This is a genomic window from Caenispirillum bisanense (assembly GCF_900230255.1).
GTDB lineage: Bacteria > Pseudomonadota > Alphaproteobacteria > Rhodospirillales > Rhodospirillaceae > Caenispirillum > Caenispirillum bisanense_A.
The window spans coordinates 15,040-32,548 of record NZ_OCNJ01000009.1; the positions used below are offsets into that span (position 1 = coordinate 15,040).

The following is a 17,509-nucleotide window of genomic DNA, read 5'->3' on the forward strand; positions in this document are numbered from 1 at the left end:
AATAGAGTCTTCACCGCACTGCAGCCCGCTCCTCCCTCAGCGCCGATCGACACAGTAGCCGAATATCTTCGGGTTCCAAAAATTCCTGATCGACCGCGTGATCCCCGCACAAAGCCAGCAGCCGATTGATGATCGCCTCGCCGCCGGTCCAGGCGAGTTGCATGGGCTTCCCACTCAGGTCGCTGTAGGGATGGCCGCCGCCCTGGCTCAACAGGTCGATCATCGGCTGCATCAGGGCGCTCAGCCTGATGTGGGGCACCTGGGACCGGATGCGGTGGAATATTTGCAGGCCTGCCTTATCCAGGTCGCCCCAGTGGAAAAGGGCTGGATGCCGTAGCAAGGCCTCAAGCGGCGGCGGCGTGCCTTCGCGGACAACTGGGGCGCAGGTCCACGGATTCTCCACCCCATCTGCCAAGCGTTGGCCGCCAGCCTCGGGCGCGGACAGGGCAAAGCCGAACGCCGCCACCCAAACCACCGGTAGGTCGCGTGTCGCGGCCATGGCGCGTTCGAAGGCGGCCGGGTTCTCCACCAGGACGACGGCCTCCGGGGTGGCCGGACCGGCGAGCATGATATAGTTAGGCAGCCGCGGCAGGGCGGCCATGTTTATACCCAATGCATGAAGGGCGGGGGCCGGAAGGTTCTGCAGAAGCTTCGAGGACGCCAGCGGTCCGACGGCACTGGCCAGCGGCAGGAGCATGTCGGCGGGCTTTGTGCGGCGGATCGTCTCGATCGTCGCGATCAGCGCGTCGAACCGGTCAACCGGCCAATCGGACAGCTTCGGATAGAACAGGTAATAGGCGGTGCGATCGGCGTCATCGGCGACCATCCGCAGGACCGTCTCGCGCCAAGCCTGTTCCGCGTCCCCGAGTACCGCCTCCGGTGGCGGGGTGATCGTCACGCGGCTGACGGGCCAGGTCGTGCCGAATTCGCAGTCGATCACGCTGTCCATTTTTAGCTGCTTCATCGCGTCGTTCAGCACGGCGCGGCTTTTGATGCCGGTGGCCTTCACGAGCTGCCCGTGCAGCGTCCCGGCGTTGACGTAGGTGGCTCCACCGGCGCGCTTGCGGTGAAAGAATGCCGCGACCCGGGCCACATCCTCCTTGCGCGCCAGCATCGGCCTAGCTCGCCGCCAGCGTGTTGACGGCGCGCAGGCTCGTGGTGCGGACGCGGCCGTTGTTCGGCTTCGGCACGCCCTCGATCATTACGAGGCTGGTCTTCCGGTTACCACCTTCCTCGTCGCTGTCGATGTGGCGGCCGTTGAGGCAGGTGGGAAAGAACTCCCAGTCGTTGCGATAGTAGGGCGAATGGATCAGCCCGATCAGCTGGAAATTCCCCTTGATCTCCTTCATGGCGTCGAGGCTTTCGGCGATCAGCCCGGGCTCGGAAAGGTCACTGAACAAGCCGTCCACGATGATGATCGACTGGGCGGCGGCGGCGGCCTTGCGCCTGTGCGCGCCGGTCAGGTGGCTGGTCTCCCGTTCGACGGCGAAGGCCGCCAACTTGATGGCCCACAGAAGGTTCAGTGCCGTGGACTGGCCGCCGGAAATGCCCTCCTTGATGAGCGGGAACTCGGTTCCGCCGCGCATGAGGGGGTGGCGGACGTGGATGCGGGCAGATGGGAAAAGGTTGTCGTGCAAGTCGTCGCGAATGCTGGTGCGGAAGCTGTCGCTGAACACGTCCCCCTGTGCCCGGCCCTTGGCGGCGTCTTCTTCGTGGCGCTGCTTGCGCACCTCCACCCGTTCTATGATGTCTTTGACCATCGATGCGATCGCCTCGTCGGATGCGACCTCGTCGTCGACCAGCAGGAAGGTGGCGCCGTCGCCCTTTTGCAGGACCCGCCGCAGGGTGGCGATGGACTGGGCCGCGATGGAGGACTGGTTCTGAAGCGTCTGCTGCAGGGTGTCCCGGTTGCGGGCCTCGGCCGACTGGGCCGCCGAAAGTAGGCTTTTCTGCCGGGTCAGGGCGACGTCCTGCTCTTTGAACAGGCGGTCGATCGCGCGCGGCTCGTTCTCCGCCTCCGCGATGCGCTGAAGGATGCCCTCGAAACCTGTCGGCAGCCTTTCGCGCAGGCCCGCCAGACGGCCCCTCAGGTGATGCGCGTAGTCCCTGTACGCGGCCTCGCGTTTGTCCTGCGCCGCCAGAAGGCGCGCGGACAGCGCGGGCAGGTCCGCCGCCCGAGCGCGTTCCACGATGTCATGCATGGCCGAGGCGATGGCCTCTGGGGTGACGTCGCTGGGGCCATCCTTCCCGACTGGCTGGGCCAGGGACATGATCTCCGCCGCGACGCCCCCGACCGGCGCCGATTCGACGTCCACTCGCAGCACGGGATCGCTGTAGACCTTCCGGATTTCCGGATGGATGTCGAGAAGCTGGCGGATGCCGAAGTCGTATTTCTCCAGGCGTTGGCGCGCCGTGGCATGACGGTCCTCGGCAATCAGACGGTCGGCCTCCAGGGCTCGAAGGCGGTCCCGACGCCGCGTGACCGAGGCTTGAAGCTCGCCCCGTTCCTTGATGATGCGCGCGCGCTCATCGCCGCCGCCGGCGGCGATGAAGCCGGCGGCCTTTTCGAAGGGCAGGGCGGCGCGGTGGCGGGCCGCGGTCGTGCGGGCCTCGGCGCGCGCCTTGTCGGCGGGATAGGCCCGCAGGAACGCCGGACCGCCATCACCCTCGAACTTGATCGCGGCCTGAAGCGGTTCCTGCCACTCGCTGCGGGCGGCGCTCGCTTGCCGAAGGTGGTCGTTGGCGCGGTTGGTCGCCGTTCGGGCCGCGTCCCGCGCCCGGTGAATGCCGCTGGTGATGGCCTTGCCCAGGTCGAGCCGCCGCTCGAAGCCATGGACGCGCCGCTGGGCGCTCTCGAGCGCGGGCAACCCACCCTCCGCGAGAAAGTCGGCCGCCTGCGTGCACCGCTCCCGCCATGTGGTGATGGCGTCGCGCGCCCGGTCGCGGGCCTCGCCGAGGGTTTCCTCGGCCGCTTGCGCCTCGTCAAGGCGTTCAGCGGCCCACTCCTGTTGCGCCTTGAACGTGGCCGCGGCGTCCAGGGCGGCTGCGTGCCGGGCGCGGCATTGTTCGTGGTGAGTGGTCCCGCCGGCGGCGGCATAGGCGGCGGCGCGCCTGGATAGGCCGATGAGGTCGGGCGTGAGAAGACCGTCGAGAACCGCGACGCGCCGTTCTGCCTCGACCATCTCCGTCTTCGCGCGGTCGGCCTTGGCGACGGCGTCCTCGGCCACGGCGCGCGCCGCCTGCCGGGCCTGCACGACGGCATAGGCATCGTCGGCGATGACGGCCCGGGCGTCCTCGAGCTCTTCGATCTGCTCCGACAGCCTTTCAATGGCGGCTTCGAAGTCCGCGATGCGCCGCGCCACGGCCGCCGGATCGATGAGGAGGTCGACGGTCGGCGTGCGAATGCCCGACAGCAGCAGGCTGTGCAGCAGCCCTGCCCGGCTGACCGGCATGCCGTCCGCCAGCGCGATGCGCTCGACCTCCGCCCGCAGGAGGACGGGGACCGGGATGTCCGCGTCGGCGATGTGCCGCGCCGCCTGGGCCGCCGCCTCGGCATCGTCGAATACGGGCGCATGAAGGATGGCCGACAGGGCGGACAGCAGGGCTTCCTTGCGCGCCGGCGCCGTGTCCGCCGCGTCCAGCACCTTGTGGAGTGGCTGGTAACTGTCGACGCCGATCAGGCGCTCGACCTCCAGGTCCACCGACGACGGCGCCAGCTTGGTATCCCGCAGCTTTTGCAGCTGCCGGGCCTTGATGTCACGGTCCTTTTCCAGGTCCTTGATCCTGATCGCGATCACCTCGCGGCGGCGCACGATGTCCTGCAGCCAGGTTTGCGGCTTCGTGCCCGGATGGGCGGCGGTGAAGGCGTCCAGCGCCGTCACCAACGGCTCCAGGTCCTCCAGCTGTGCGGCCGCCGTTATCCCTTTCTGCCGCGCCGCCTTGTGCTGGCCTTCCAGCCGGTCCTGGTATCCCTCGGGGGCTTCCGTCGGGACGCGGATGGCGAAGGCCTCCGCGTCCGCCGCGAGGGAATCCAGCCTCGCAAGCTCCTCGGCCAGCGTGCGTGCCGCTTGCTCCTGTTGTGCCAGGTTGTTCGCCGCGGCCGACTTCTTCTGTTCCAGCTCGTTGCGAAGCGCCCGGTTGTCGCTCAGGGCCGCGTCCGCCCGCGCCCGGGCGTCTTCCAGTGACTGAAGCAGGTCGCCCGGATCGGTATCGGCGCCGTGGGTCTCGCGAACCTGCTCCAGCGCTGTCGCCCCGGTCCCCAGGGTCTCCAGTTCCACGCGAGCATCCTTGCCGTCCGCCTCCACGCGGTCCAGACGCTTTCCGACCCGGTCCAGCCGCCGGTCGCAGCGCCCTTCCTCGGCCTTGCAGGCCTGCAAGGCCGTATCGGCGTCCTCCTCCTCCTGCCGCAGGCGTTGCAGGGCGTCGGTCAGCGGCTCTTCTCCGAAGCGGCGCGCGACCGGCTGATACCGTTTGTGACGCTCCTCGAACTGGGCCTTCCGTTCCTTGAGCTTCTCTTCCTGCGCCGTGGCCTGCGCCACCTCGTTCTGGACGCTGTCGGCGAAGTCCTTCACGGCCTGTTCGGTGGTTAGGCCGTTCCGTTCCTCCGCCGTGAGATGGGGCGAGGCCATGACCTCGCGGTAGGCGGTCGCGTTGGCCTCGACGTCCTCGACCTGCGCCGTCAGGACCTCCAGGCGCTCGGCCTCCTGCTCCCGAAGTCGGCTTTCCCTGTGGATCTCGGCATTGAGATCGTCGACCGCCTCTCGCGCCTCTCGTTCGGCATTTCGCACGGGATGCCGGGCATGGGCCAGCACCACGTCGGTCAGGGCGTCCAGCTTGGACCGCGCCTCGCGGCGGGTGACGTCGGCAAGCGCGTCCAGCGCGTCATGAACATCCTGCAGGCGGAGCCACGCGCGGCTGTCATGGCCGCTGATGCCCCGGGCGATGTTGGCGGTGGAAAACGGGATGACCTGGCTGTCCCGCAGCGTCGTCAGGCCCTTGAACGCGCCCGGCGTGCGGAGGTACTGGCTCAGCTTGTCCCGGTCGACGACGTAGCCCAGGCCGGGTTCCGCGCCAGCCATGGACAGAAGCTCCCAATCGGCGCCGAAGCGACCCTTTCGCGAAACCGGAAGGGGCGCGCCGGGCAGAAGGCCGTCCTCGATCAGCATGTGGGCGACATGAATGGTCCCGCCCTTGTCGGCAATGAGCGTCGCCCGGGCGTCCTCGGCCTGTAGAGCCTTGTCGGCGTGGACCTTGAACTCGGAGATGGCGCCGAAGACCTGTTCGAGGCGCGCGACCTGCCGGCCGTGCTCCTCTGTCTTCATCTTGGCCTCGATCACCTTGTCGGACTGGCTGATGATCTCCTCCTCAAGGGACAGCGTCGTCCGCTCGCCATCCTCATTGATCCCGGCCGGATTGGACAGGATGATGGGCGCGATCACCTGCCGGAAGAAGGCCCTGTCGTAGGTCTCGCCCGGACGGGGACGCACGTCGTAGAATGCCGCCGACTTGTCGCCGCCGCCCCGGCACTGGTAGGCGACCAGCTGGTCGCGCTGCTCCAGCGACATGAAGTTCCGCAGGACCAGCTCCATGTCCGACTTCGGGGAGAAGACACGGTAGCCGGGCGTCTGTTCCAGATTGTTCCGGAACTCGATGTTCGGCAGCAGGGACTTGATCGGCAGCCCTTCGTCGCCGGGTTCTTCCACGTGCACCGGCACATCCTCGAGCCGGCCCGGATAGTAATAGAGGTTGTAGTCCAGGCTTCCGTCGGCGCCACGCACGCCGAACATGCCGAAGACATGATACTCCCCGCCGGGGTCGGCGGCCCCCAGATCCAGAAGCGTCAACTGGCCGTCCTCATCGGGCACCACGAACTCGACGCGCACGTGGGTGAAGTAGCCGAAGCGCTCCGGCGCCACGCGGCCGAGCGTGCGCTTGCGAAGCACGGGGTTCATGGACAGCGTGAACAGCAGGGCGTCGGCCATGGACGTCTTGCCGGTGCCGTTGTCCATCACGAGCGCCGCCGATCCGCCGCCGACATCGATGGTTTCCCCGATGAAATCGGGAGACCATTTCCTCTGGTCGCCGGAGTTCAGGAAGTTGGAGAGCTGCCAGCGGTTAATCAGAGCCATGGTCGTCCTCCATGCCGTCGCCGGCATCATCGTCTTCCGGAATGTCGGCGTGGACGAAGGAACCGATGTCGTCGGCGACGGTGCGCTCCGCGTTCAACCGTTTGTCCGGCATGAATCCGATCAGGTCCTGGGCGAACAGTTCGTCGATCTGAACGGCGCAGACGAGCGACTGCTGGTAGGTCTGCTCGCCGTCGGCATCCTTCACCATGTCCAGCATGCTGGTGTCGACCATGATCTTCAGGAAATTGCCGACCCGCTTGCGGATCTGGGCCGAGGTCGTGCCCCTGCCACCATCGCCGTCGCCGCCGAGCAGCACTCTGGCGACCGGATTGCCGTCATCATGCGCAAGGCCGGTGCGGCGCATGTCCTCGATGTGGCTGGCGACCTTCTGCTCAAGCTCGTCGCGTCGGAAGTTGGCCTCCACATAGCGGGAAACCTCCGACACGGCGCGGCCGCTCCGGTCGTAGAAGAAGGACATGGTCAGGAACCACATCAAAGTGAACCAGTAGACCGTTTCGGCTTTCGGCTCCGCTTGGTTGAGGGCGACTGCCCTCCATGCGCGCTTCAGGGTCAGCACGTTGGGTCCGTCGTAATCGGGCCGGCGCACCGCCAACCAGACTTTGGCGCCGCGCGGAATGCCGGGGAATGTCTGATCCTCCACGCGCAGGCTGAACCCCTTGCCGGCGAGCATCTGCGAGAGTGCGTCGTACTCGTCGGCCGTCAGTTGCAGCATCTGACGGCTGACGTCCTTTTCCACGCCGCCGACGCGATGGTTTTCGGTGCCGTCGGTGTAGAGGATGCGGTGGCGGAGCAAATAGGCTTCCACCCGACCGATCCGCTCGAAATCCAACAGGTTCATGGCTCGGACGCCTTCTTCGTCTGCGTCTTGTCGACAAGGCTGAGTTCCACCGCGTGGCCGCTGACGCGCCAGCCGTCCGGCGTATCGAACCGGGTCACCGGCAGCGGCTTCACGAGGATGACCTTGCCGGGCCGGTCGTCGTGCACGTTCATCGTCAGCGGCGATGTGAAGACGCCAAGCGCGTCGACCAACTGCCCCTCTTCGCCGAGCGCGCTCCAGTCCAGCTCGTACTCGTCGTCAAGGAAGTTGGTCAGCCTGAGCGGGCCAGCGTCGAGGATGGCCAGAAGGGTTTCCCGGTTGGCCGCAATGAACTGCTCCAGGATGGGGAGGCGTTTCGTGCGCGTCTTGCGGACTTGCAGGCGGGGCGGGAGCGGGCGGTCGCGCTCCCTGGGGCGGGCGACGCTCCGCGCCAGGTCCATGATGTAGAAGTGCCCGGCCTCGATCGATAGCGGGCCCAGGCGTCCGTGAATGTCCTCCAGCACTTCCGTCCTCGTGAGCGGGTTTCGGCCCAGCGCCACGAAATGGCGCGCCATGTCCTCGAACCGGACACCGCTTATGTAGGACCGGGACCGCTTCTGAACCTCGGTCAGGAAGGTGGAGAACCGCCGTTGCAGGGCGAGCGTCGCGCTGTTGATCTCGCGCGTGATGTAGAAGAAGTGCTCAACGGATGCGCCCATCTCGGCATCGTCGTCTGCCCAGGCGTCGATGGCCTCGGCGACCTCCTGTCGGCGCAGGAGGCTCTGGCACTCGCCCATCACCCGGGCGGTCTCCTCCAGGGTCTGGAGGTATCGGTCGTGGTGGCGCGTGAAGTGTTCCCGCAGGGCTTCCGCCTCCGGTTGCTCCATAGCCTTGATGATTTCCGCCGACTGATCCCGGACTTGCAGCCAAACGCGCTGAGAGATCGCAATGAACGATCGGAACTCTGACATCTGAAGGTCGGTGACCAGCTTGGCGGCCTCGTGCGGGATGTGGACCCACTTCAGATAGCCATTGGCGAACTGCAGGGCCTCGCGCCCGGTCCGCGACAGCCGACAGTGATAGCCACGGCGCTTCTTGTCGATCAGCGCGGTTGACTTGGTGCTGACGGGGATCAGGCCGCTGTCGGCGTAATCCATGAACCGAAGCTCGGTGGGTGTGGCGAGCATGCGGACCACCTGCTTGACATCCTCCTCGCTGACGCCGAAGTCCGCCGCCGCACGGCGGGCGAAAGGGATCAGGTCGACGAAGGTATTCTTGCCGGTCAGTTCCTGGTCGCGCAGTTCTTCCAGGATGCGCCAGCCGATGGTCAGGTAGAGCCCCTGCGAATTGCCCCGCCTATGCTCCGGCGGTTGCACCAAGACATCGTTGCCGGGGGAACGGGCCGTGTCGTGCAGGTCGACCAGGCGCATCGCCGCGCCCAGGAACATGACCCACGGAGGATTCTGGGACGGCGCCCCTGCATTGTGATCTTTCGGCATTCCGGCTGCATTCGCCTGTGAAACAAGGGCGCGCGCCCGCCCGACCGCAGTTCAATATCTACTACGATCGAAGCGGTCTAGACAAGGTCAGTGCTTCTACAAAGAAGCGGATTGACAGCACCGTCAATGCGCCGGGACAGCGGCCGAGATCCGGTGGTGAAGTTGCTCGCCCGCCGGATTCGGGGCGGAAAGGACGAGTGTCGCCGGCGTCAGCCTATGTGTGCCGCCGTTGATCCGGGTCGTTGACTCGCGGCACGCTCAGCCGTTCAACCCGATTTGGGGACGCTGCCCAACGGCTTCGCCTCGATAGGGCCCTTCTTCACCAGCGCCTCGATGGAGACCATGAAGCAGCGTCGCCCGAAGTGCCAACAACCGCGCCATGGTTGAAGAAGGAGATCTGAGCATGCTTGCCTGGGTTCGGTCCGGACCCTCCAGGTATGCAGAGCAACTTTTTGTCGGCCTGCTCGCCGGGAGCCGGAAGGTCTGCGTCTTTCCACAAGTGCTTAATGTCGTCCGAGTTCACGGTCTGGCCCCCCGCAGCGGCCGGGAGGACGGCGTCGTCCGCATCCCCGACCGTCAGGCGCCGCGCGAAGCCGGACCGGCGGACGCCATCCCCCGTGCGTGAAACTCTACGACACTGCGTCGGCCCTCGATGCCTGCCGGAGCGTCATGACCGACACCACCACTGTCGCCCCTCTGCAGAACGGAGTCGAAGGGTTGGACCAGATCGCCCGATTAATGCATGCAATCAGGCGGGCAACCGGGTCTCCATGGGGCAAATGTGGTTGACGGTGGGCAAAACTGCATGCAACGGTGACGGAAAGTGACACGACATGCGGAAATGTGGCCGCCGTGCCGCACGCCGATGTCTGCCCCACGCCGCCATCCCGCCGGGTCCCGACCGGCGCATGCAACGCGAAAACAGGGAACGTCCCGATGACCGAGATCCCCCGCCCCTCCACCTCCTGCTGCCACGGCGGCGCCCAGTCGGCCGTGCCGAAGTTCGACGGCCCGCCGCTCCAGGCGACCCGCCCGCCGCGCTGCCCGCCCTTCGTCGAGGTGACGGACGCCGACCAGCTCATGCCCTATCTCGAACACGTCGCGCGCCGGCCCTACAATCACGGCCTGAACGCCTGCTGGGACCTGAAGGAAGGCGAACGGGTCCTGCTCCGCGTGGACAACTGGCACAGCGAGCTGACCATCGAGGCGTGCAAGCGGATTCTCGAAAAGTACAAGGTCAAGTACGAGATCAAGTACGTCGATCGCGGTCCGATCCCGCAGTGGGTGGGGGCCGACGAGGTCGAATACTACCTGTTCCGCACCCGGGAATTGGCGGAATGGATGGACATGTGGGAAGAGGAAGAGAAGAAGCAGCAGTACGACAAGATCCTGATGGGCTACGGCGGCCCCGTTCTTGCGGAACGCTTCATCAAGATCCAGCGCATGCCCTTCATCACGCCGGAAATTCTGGCCTCGCCCGCCCATGCCATGCCGATCGAGGTGGTCAACGCCATCGACCGCTGGACGTGGGATCGCATCCGCTCGGCCAAGCGGGCCCGCATCACCGACCCCGAAGGCACCGACATCTCGTTCACGAACCACGACGAGTACTGGGACAAGAACCGCGAGTTCTACGATCCCGGCCTGACGGCGGCCACGTGGACGGGCAACGAGCATTTCGGCAAGACCTACCTGCCCGGCCACATCACCGGCCGGCCCTGGATGTTCCATCCCTTCAAGGAGGATGGCTGCGGCGTCATCGCCGGCACCACCAATCACATCGCGCCCTGTGACTGGACCCAGCTGATCGTCGAGAACTCCAAGATCACCGAGATCCGCGAGGGCGGCGAGTTCGGCCGCAAGCTGCGCGAGGTGATGGAGCAGACGAAGGACATCCAGTACCCCACCTTCCCCGGGAAGGGGCTCATGTACTGGTGGGAAGCCTCCATCGGCACCAATCCGCATGTGCATCGGCCGCGCAAGGATTTCCCCTCGGGCTTCGTGAACTGCCTCTACGAGCGGGTGCGCTCGGGCGTCATCCACATGGGGTTCGGCACGATCATCTCCTCCATGGCGGAGCGCGAGGCGGCCCGCCAGGGGCACCTGGTCGGCCACTGGCACCTGCACCTGTACTTCCCGACCTACACGACGGAGCGGGAAGGCGACAACGAGCCGGTCATCGAGAACGGCCGTCTGCTGGCGCTCGACGACCCGGAAATCCGCAAGCTGTGCGCCAAGTACGGCGATCCGGACCTGTGGCTGGACGAAAGCTGGAACCCCGCCGTTCCGGGCATCAACATGCCGGGCGACTACTGGGACCACTACGCCAAGGACCCGCTGCACTGGGTGAAGACCGAACTGGAGGTCTGCCGCAACTACCACCCCATGTTCATGCAGATGGTCGGCGCCGACGGCAAGTACTGCCATGGCGAGGGCGCCGAGTGGTGGAAAGGCGGCTGCTGCAACCACAGTGGCGTCTCGGCCGCCCCCTTGCCGGGGAACTGCTGCGGGTAACGGAGCGATGCCTGCCGGACGCGCCCCTGCGGCCGGCAGGCCCGCCGGCGGATCAGACGGACCGGATCAGGGCAGCGCCGGGCGTGCTGACGAAGCGGCGGCTTTCCATCATGTGCTCGAAGCTGTCGCGCTTGTTCTCGGCGCTGCGCACCGCGTGGTCCCGCATGAGGTCGGCGGCGCGCGAGCCCTTGCGGGCGCGGATCGCGTCGAGGACCCGCAGGTGGTCGCTGTGGGCGCGCTCCAGTTGAACGCGGCTGTAGTCGGCGTCGGCCATGTCGAACACGATGGCGCGCGGGGACACCAGCGGTATCTCCGTCACCCGCTCGAAGGCAGCCTTCAGGGCCTGGTTGCGCGCCGCGTCGATCAGGCGGGCGTGAAAGTCCTGGTTGGTTTCCGTCCACCGCAGGCGGCCCTGCACGTCGTGCACGCCTTCCCGGATGATCGCTTCCGCCACTTCAACCGGCTCGAGCAGGCGTCGCTCGGTCTCCGGGTCCAGGCCCCGTTCCGCCACGTAGCGGGCGGCCATGGCTTCCAGTTCGCCGCGCACCTCGATGGCGCCGGCCATGTCGTCGAGGGTGAAGCTGCGGACGCGGAAGCCGCGCCGCGGCTCGCGGACGAGGAGCCCCTCGCGCTCCAGGGCGCCCAGGGCGAGGCGCGCCAGCGTTCGGCTGACGTCCAGCTCGCCGGCGATGCGTTCCTCCGCCACCTTCTCGCCCGGCATGAAGCGACCCGCCAGGATGATCTCCCTGAGGGCCTGCGTCGTCCTGTCCACACCCGTCATGAGAAGCGCCTCCCCTGCTAATTTGCATGCATTTTGTGGGCATTCCCGCCGGATGTACAGCGGTTTCGACATTGACGCTCTCAAAACTGCATGCAAACCTAGTTTCCGACTCGCGCGCTATGGCAATCGTCCATGTCCTTTGCATCCCCGTTCTCCGGCGCAGTCCGTCTGCCGGCGACGTGCGCCGGGGCGATGATCGCGGAGCGGGTGCGAAAGCGGAGTGTAGTCCGAAAAGACGAAAAGGCTCAGGAGGAACGACATGAACAGACTCACCGCCGGGCTCGTCGCCGGCGTCGCGCTGACCGTGCTGTCTGCGGGCATCTCGTCGGCGGAAGCCGTCACTCTGCGCTTCTCGGACTACGGACCGAACCGCGGCACCCGGGCCGAGGCGATGGAGTGGTTCGCCGACCAGATCAAGGAGCGGTCCGGCGGCAGCATGGACGTCGAGTTCTTCTGGGGCGGCTCCCTCCTCGGCGGCAAGGACACGCTGAAGGGCGTGGGCGACGGCGTGGCGGACATGGGCACGGTCGTCGGGTTCTTCACCCCGCGGGAGCTGCGCGCCTACAACATCGGCGACCTGCCGTTCGAGAACAGCGACATGTGGGTCGGCCTGCGCGCCATGCACGACCTGGCACGGGAGAACGAGGCGCTCGGCAAGGAATTCGCGGACGCCAACGTCGTCTATGTGACGAACTACACCACCGGCCCGGTGCAGCTGATCTGCACCAAGCCTGTCGAGACCCTGGACGACCTGAAGGGCCTGAAGGTCAGGGCGTCCGGGCCCTACGGCGATGCGCTGGCCGAACTGGGGGCCGAGGTGGTGCGCATGAGCCAGTCGGAGGTCTACCAGGCGCTCGATTCCGGCCTCATCGACTGCAACCAGAACTACTACTACTCCATGAAGGGCTACAAGCAGTACGAGGTGGCGCCGCACGTCCTCGAGATGGACTGGGGGCAGAACATGTCCTTCGGCATCGTCATGAACAAGTTCGCCTACGACGGTCTCGGCGACGCGGAGAAGAAGGTCCTCGCCGAGGTCGCGGCCGACTTCGAAGACCATCTGGCGCAGCTCATGATGGAGGAGCAGGCCAAGGTGAAGGCCGAGATGCAGGAAGGCATCGACGGCAAGAGCATCGAGGTCGTGGTACTGCCGCCCGACGAGAAGAAGCGGCTCATGGACATGAGCAGCAAGCAGATCGACGAGTGGAGCCGCGAGGCGAGCCAGGACGGCCTCGACGCCGCGGCCGTCATCGCCGACTACCGCGACCGCATCGCCGCCTACCAGAAGGAGCTGGACGCGCGGGGGTACCCATGGACCCGGTGAGCCACGAGCTGCCGCCGGTAGAAGCGACCAAGGGAGAGCGCCTTCTGGGCGCTCTTTCGATGGTCGGCCTCGGGCTGCTGGCGCTGATCGTGACCGTCACCGTCGTCTCCCGATGGGTCGGCCGTTCCATCATCCCCGACGACGTGCTGCTGGTGCAGGAACTGATGGTGGCGGTCATCCTGCTGCCGCTCGGGCTGGTCACCGCGGCGCGGCAGCATATTTCGGTCGAGGTGTTCACGGCCCGCGTCTCGCCGCGCACGCTCGCCGTCCTCAGCGCCCTCGGGCACGGGCTCGGCCTTCTGTTCGCGCTGCTGCTGCTGGCCGCCGGAGCGAAGGGGTTTCTGGGCGCCTGGAAGACGCAGGACTATTACAACGGCGTCCTCCACATCCCCATGTGGATCGGCCAGGCCGTCTTCGTCTTCGCCATGGTGCTGTTCGCCCTGCGGCTGGCCATCATGATCGTCCACGACCTTCGCCGCCTCGGCGCCGGAAAGGCCTGACCCATGGATCCCCTCCTGCTCGCGGCCGTGGCGATCGGTGCCGTCCTCGTCCTGCTCGCGCTTCGCGTTCCCATCGCCTTCTGCCTGGGCACGGTGTCGGCGCTCGGCCTCATCACCTTCTTCTCGTGGCGGCCGGGCGGCGCCTTCGATCTGGAACGGGGGATCGAGCCGGCGCTGACGCTCATCGGCTCGGCAGCCTACTCGTTCGTCCACAGCTACCCGTTGAGCATGATCCCGCTGTTCATCGGGCTCGGCCACGTCGCCTACCACGGCGGGATCACGACCGACCTCTATCGCGCCCTGCGCATCTGGCTCGGCCGGCTGCCGGGCGGGCTCGCCATGGCGTCGGTGATGGGATGCGCCGGGTTCTCGGCCATCACGGGGTCGAGCGTGGCCTGCGCGGCAGCCATGGGACGGATCACCGTGCCGGAGATGCTGCGCTACAACTACAGCCCGCGCCTCGCGTCGGGAGCCGTCGCTGCCGGCGGCACGCTGGGGTCGCTCATCCCGCCCAGTCTGCTGTTCGTCATCTACGCGATCTTCACGGAACAGTCGGTGAAGGTCCTGTTCCTCGCCGGCATCCTCCCCGGCATCCTGTCTCTCGCCGGATACCTCATCACGATCGCCGTCTGGACGTGGCGCCGCCCCGAGGATGCGCCGAAGCCGGACACGACCTTCACGCCCGGCGACGTGCGCGAGGCCGTGGCGGGAACCTGGCCGACGGTGGTTCTCCTCGCCGTCGTCATCGGCGGCATCTACCTCGGCGTCTTCACGCCGACGGAGGCGGCCGCCGTCAGCTTCGTCATCGCCGTGATCCTGGGGTTCGCGCGTGGACGCCTGACGATGGCGAGCCTCGTCGAGGCGGCGCGGGATACCGTGGTGCAGACCACCATGATCTTCCTCATCGCGCTCGGCGCCAAGGTGTTCACCACCTTCGTTTCCCTGACCCGCGTGACGCCGGCCGTCCTCGACTGGCTCCAGAGCGTCGATGCGCCGACGGTGATGGTGGTGGCGGGCCTCGTGGTGTTCTACCTGGTGCTCGGCATGTTCCTGGACTCCATCGGCATTCTGGTGCTGACGCTGCCGTTCACGGTGCCGCTGGTGACGGGTTACGGCCTCGATCTCGTCTGGTTCGGCGTCATCGTCATCAAGCTGCTGGAGATCGGCCTCATCACCCCGCCCATCGGCCTGAACGTCTTCGTCATCAAATCGGTGACACCAAGCTCGGTGACCCTCGGCCAGATCTTCCGCGGCGTGAGCTGGTTCCTGCTGCTGGATGGGGTGGTGCTCCTCCTCCTCCTGGCGGTGCCGGCCCTGTCGCTGTTCATTCCGGGCACCGTGGACTGATCCCGCGGGAGCGCCCCGGAGGTGCATCGCGATCGCCCGACCGAGGCGGGGTGCGGCCGCCGCCGGGCACGGCTGCCGCAGCGCTGCGGCTCGCCCCGGCCGGCGATCACCCCGCTTCGGCGGCGAGCCGGCGGTCCCCGTCGGCCATGGCGGCGAGGGTCGTGCCGTCGAGCACGGCGGTATTGGCCCGATGCGCCTCGGCGAAGACGCGGCGGATGCGGCAGGCCTCCTCGCCGTCGCAATCCTCGCAGCGGCGGTAGGCCATGCGCGACAGGCAGGGCAGGGGAGCCAGCGGCCCGTCGACGATGCGCACGATCTCGCCGACGGTCAGGTCGTCGGGGGCGCGCAGCAGCGCGTAGCCGCCGTTCTTGCCGCGCCGACTGGTCAGCAGGCCGCGGTGCTTGAGGTCGAGCAGGATCTGTTCGAGGAACTTGCGCGGAATGCGCTGCCCCTCGGCGATGTCCGAGATCAGCACCGACTCGCCGACGCCGGCATCGGCCAGCACCAGCAGGGCACGCAACGCATACTTCGCCTTCTGGGAGATCACGCTCCGGATCCGCTCCTTGGGGGTGGGCTGCCTTTGGTCGCCGATACGCCGGGGCGGGTCAAGGATCATCGCGGAGGACACGGCGGGCGGCTCGTCGAATTTCATTCTTGACTTTGTATACCTAGTCGGTAGGGATTGTAAAGATGTTCCACCGCACTGGGAGATGCGGATCATGCGAAGTCCCCGTTTCACGCGCTTCGGCGCCGTCACCATCCTCGCCGCCAGCCTCGCCTGGGGCGGCCCCGCGATGGCGGAAACCGCCATCCTCAACGTGTCCTACGACCCGACCCGCGAGCTGTACAAAGAGTTCAACGAGGCCTTCGCCGCCCACTGGAAGGCCGAGACGGGCGAGGACGTCGCGGTGCGCATGTCGCACGGCGGGGCGGGCAAGCAGGCCCGCGCGGTCATCGACGGGCTCGCCGCCGACGTGGTGACGCTGGCGCTCGCCTACGACATCGACGCCATCGCCGAGCGCACCGGCCTCATCAACGCCGACTGGCAGGCGGAACTGCCCAACGCCAGCGCCCCCTACACCTCGACCATCGTGCTGCTGGTGCGCAAGGGCAACCCCAAGGGCATCCACGACTGGGGCGACCTGGCGCGGGACGACGTGCAGGTCATCACGCCCAACCCCAAGACCTCCGGCGGCGCCCGCTGGAACTTCCTGGCGGCCTGGGCCTGGGGGCTCGACGCCTTCGGCGGCGACGAGGCCAAGGTCGGCGACTACATGACCAAGGTGTTCCGCAACGTGCCGGTGCTCGACACGGGCGCACGCGGCTCCACCACCACCTTCGTGCAGCGCGGCATCGGCGACGTGCTGCTGGCCTGGGAGAACGAGGCCTTCCTCGCCCTCGAGGAACTGGGGCCCGACAAGTTCGAGATCGTGGTGCCTTCCGTCAGCATCCTGGCGCAGCCGCCGGTGACGGTGGTCGACGGCAACGTCGACAAGCACGGCACCCGCAAGGTGGCGGAAGCCTACCTCGCCTACCTCTACTCGCCGGAGGGTCAGCGGCTGGCGGCGAAGCACTACTACCGCCCCGTGACGCCGGAGCACGCCGCGCCGGAAGACCGCGCCCGCTTCCCCGACGCCAGGCTGGTGACCATCGACGACACCTTCGGCGGCTGGCAGGCGGCGCAGCAGCGGTTCTTCGCCGACGGCGGCGTGTTCGACCAGATCTACCAGCCCAAGTGAGGCGGCCATGAACACCCGCGCCCTCGGCTCCGGGTGGGTGCGTCCGAGCGTCATTCCGGGGTTCGGCATGACGCTCGGCTTCACGCTCGCCTACCTCGGCCTCGTCGTCCTGATCCCGCTGTCGGCCGTGGTGTTCCGCGCCGCCGGCCTGGGGTGGCAGGATTTCCTGGCGCTCGCCACCGACGGCCGCACCCTGGCGGCGGTGCGCCTCAGCTTCACCACGGCCCTGATGGCGGCGGCGCTGAACGCCGTCTTCGGGCTGTTGGTCGCCTGGGTGCTGGTGCGCTACAGCTTTCCCGGCAAGCGCGTGCTCGACGCCATGGTGGACCTGCCGTTCGCCCTGCCGACGGCGGTCGCGGGCATCGCCCTGACCTCGCTCTACGCCGGCAACGGCTGGATCGGCCAGTTCCTCGAGCCGCTCGGCATCAAGGTGGCCTACGCGCCCCTCGGCATCGTCGTGGCGCTGACCTTCATCGGCCTGCCCTTCGTGGTGCGGACCGTGCAGCCGGTGCTCCAGGACCTCGACCGCGAGGTGGAGGAAGCCTCGGCCACCCTCGGCGCCCGCCGTGGCCGGACCTTCCGCACGGTCATCCTGCCGGTGCTCGGCCCCGCCCTGCTGACCGGCTTCGCGCTCGCCTTCGCGCGCGGCGTCGGCGAGTACGGCTCGGTCATCTTCATCGCCGGCAACATCCCGCACGTCTCGGAAATCGCGCCGCTGCTGATCGTGATCCGGCTGGAGGAGTTCAACTACGCCGGCGCGACGGCGGTCGCCGTCCTCATGCTGGCGATCAGCTTCGTCATCCTGCTGCTCATCAACCTGATCCAGGCCTGGAGCCGGGGTCGCATGGAGAGAGGGTGAG

13 protein-coding genes are annotated in these 17,509 nt (G+C 67.3%); 7 read left to right on the forward strand and 6 right to left on the reverse strand.

Going from position 1 to position 17,509, the window contains the following annotated elements; all coding sequences use genetic code 11:
* Positions 1-10: 10 nt before the first annotated feature.
* Genes CRP50_RS18565 through CRP50_RS18580 form a run of 4 tightly spaced genes read right to left on the reverse strand, consistent with a single transcriptional unit; the run spans position 11 to position 8,393 of the window.
* Positions 11-1,114: a Wadjet anti-phage system protein JetD domain-containing protein gene (locus tag CRP50_RS18565; protein ID WP_097280687.1), complete on the reverse strand. Its 1,104-nt coding sequence runs from the start codon at positions 1,112-1,114 to the stop codon at positions 11-13.
* 4 nt (positions 1,115-1,118) lie between these two features.
* Positions 1,119-6,128, reverse strand: coding sequence for a hypothetical protein (locus CRP50_RS18570; RefSeq protein ID WP_097280688.1), 5,010 nt, complete (start codon positions 6,126-6,128; stop codon positions 1,119-1,121).
* Positions 6,115-6,987 (reverse strand): hypothetical protein, encoded by an 873-nt coding sequence (locus tag CRP50_RS18575; protein WP_097280689.1) that lies wholly within the window; start codon positions 6,985-6,987, stop codon positions 6,115-6,117. The genes CRP50_RS18570 and CRP50_RS18575 overlap by 14 nt, the downstream gene beginning before the upstream one ends.
* Positions 6,984-8,393 carry a hypothetical protein gene (locus tag CRP50_RS18580; protein WP_097280690.1) on the reverse strand — a complete coding sequence of 470 codons (1,410 nt, stop codon included), beginning with the start codon at positions 8,391-8,393 and terminating at the stop codon, positions 6,984-6,986. Before CRP50_RS18580 ends, CRP50_RS18575 begins: the two co-directional genes overlap by 4 nt.
* Before the next feature lie 672 nt (positions 8,394-9,065).
* Between CRP50_RS18580 and CRP50_RS26560 the strand changes: the two genes are divergently transcribed.
* Complete coding sequence (locus CRP50_RS26560; RefSeq protein WP_097280691.1) at positions 9,066-9,233, forward strand: 2-dehydropantoate 2-reductase N-terminal domain-containing protein; 168 nt, start codon at positions 9,066-9,068, stop codon at positions 9,231-9,233.
* Between the two features lie 147 nt (positions 9,234-9,380).
* Positions 9,381-10,958, forward strand: a complete 1,578-nt coding sequence (locus CRP50_RS18590; RefSeq protein WP_097280692.1) for a hypothetical protein — start codon at positions 9,381-9,383, stop codon at positions 10,956-10,958.
* Positions 10,959-11,010: 52 nt separating this feature from the next.
* Here CRP50_RS18590 and CRP50_RS18595 read toward each other — a convergent pair whose 3' ends face one another.
* Entirely contained in the window at positions 11,011-11,739 is a 729-nt protein-coding gene (locus CRP50_RS18595) for a GntR family transcriptional regulator (RefSeq protein WP_176525260.1), read from the reverse strand.
* Between the two features lie 259 nt (positions 11,740-11,998).
* Here CRP50_RS18595 and CRP50_RS18600 point away from each other — a divergent pair, with 259 nt between their 5' ends.
* The 3 genes from CRP50_RS18600 to CRP50_RS18610 are packed head-to-tail and all read left to right on the forward strand — an operon-like array spanning position 11,999 to position 14,910.
* The gene (locus tag CRP50_RS18600; RefSeq protein WP_097280694.1) at positions 11,999-13,063 is read left to right on the forward strand and encodes a C4-dicarboxylate TRAP transporter substrate-binding protein; all 1,065 of its coding nucleotides are present in this window, start codon (positions 11,999-12,001) and stop codon (positions 13,061-13,063) included.
* A complete protein-coding gene (locus CRP50_RS18605) occupies positions 13,051-13,563 on the forward strand; it encodes a TRAP transporter small permease (RefSeq protein WP_097280695.1) in 513 nt (170 codons plus the stop codon). The genes CRP50_RS18600 and CRP50_RS18605 overlap by 13 nt, the downstream gene beginning before the upstream one ends.
* A gap of 3 nt (positions 13,564-13,566) precedes the next feature.
* Positions 13,567-14,910, forward strand: a complete 1,344-nt coding sequence (locus CRP50_RS18610) for a TRAP transporter large permease (RefSeq protein WP_097280696.1) — start codon at positions 13,567-13,569, stop codon at positions 14,908-14,910.
* A gap of 106 nt (positions 14,911-15,016) precedes the next feature.
* Here CRP50_RS18610 and CRP50_RS18615 read toward each other — a convergent pair whose 3' ends face one another.
* A complete protein-coding gene (locus CRP50_RS18615; RefSeq protein WP_097280697.1) occupies positions 15,017-15,457 on the reverse strand; it encodes an RrF2 family transcriptional regulator in 441 nt (146 codons plus the stop codon).
* Between the two features lie 163 nt (positions 15,458-15,620).
* Between CRP50_RS18615 and CRP50_RS18620 the strand changes: the two genes are divergently transcribed.
* The gene (locus tag CRP50_RS18620) at positions 15,621-16,649 is read left to right on the forward strand and encodes a sulfate ABC transporter substrate-binding protein (RefSeq protein ID WP_217992080.1); all 1,029 of its coding nucleotides are present in this window, start codon (positions 15,621-15,623) and stop codon (positions 16,647-16,649) included.
* A gap of 7 nt (positions 16,650-16,656) precedes the next feature.
* Complete coding sequence (cysT, locus tag CRP50_RS18625; protein WP_097280698.1) at positions 16,657-17,508, forward strand: sulfate ABC transporter permease subunit CysT; 852 nt, start codon at positions 16,657-16,659, stop codon at positions 17,506-17,508.
* The last annotated feature ends 1 nt before the right edge of the window (position 17,509 follow it).

Excerpts from the sequence above, each read along its gene's own strand:
- CRP50_RS18565 (WP_097280687.1), bottom strand. The coding sequence starts at position 1,114 with ATGCTGGCGCGCAAGGAGGATGTGGCCCGGGTCGCGGCATTCTTTCAC.
- CRP50_RS18570 (WP_097280688.1), bottom strand. The coding sequence starts at position 6,128 with ATGGCTCTGATTAACCGCTGGCAGCTCTCCAACTTCCTGAACTCCGGC.
- CRP50_RS18575 (WP_097280689.1), bottom strand. The coding sequence starts at position 6,987 with ATGAACCTGTTGGATTTCGAGCGGATCGGTCGGGTGGAAGCCTATTTG.
- CRP50_RS18580 (WP_097280690.1), bottom strand. The coding sequence starts at position 8,393 with ATGTTCCTGGGCGCGGCGATGCGCCTGGTCGACCTGCACGACACGGCC.
- CRP50_RS18590 (WP_097280692.1), top strand. The coding sequence starts at position 9,381 with ATGACCGAGATCCCCCGCCCCTCCACCTCCTGCTGCCACGGCGGCGCC.
- CRP50_RS18595 (WP_176525260.1), bottom strand. The coding sequence starts at position 11,739 with ATGACGGGTGTGGACAGGACGACGCAGGCCCTCAGGGAGATCATCCTG.
- CRP50_RS18600 (WP_097280694.1), top strand. The coding sequence starts at position 11,999 with ATGAACAGACTCACCGCCGGGCTCGTCGCCGGCGTCGCGCTGACCGTG.
- CRP50_RS18605 (WP_097280695.1), top strand. The coding sequence starts at position 13,051 with ATGGACCCGGTGAGCCACGAGCTGCCGCCGGTAGAAGCGACCAAGGGA.
- CRP50_RS18610 (WP_097280696.1), top strand. The coding sequence starts at position 13,567 with ATGGATCCCCTCCTGCTCGCGGCCGTGGCGATCGGTGCCGTCCTCGTC.
- CRP50_RS18620 (WP_217992080.1), top strand. The coding sequence starts at position 15,621 with ATGCGGATCATGCGAAGTCCCCGTTTCACGCGCTTCGGCGCCGTCACC.
- cysT (WP_097280698.1), top strand. The coding sequence starts at position 16,657 with ATGAACACCCGCGCCCTCGGCTCCGGGTGGGTGCGTCCGAGCGTCATT.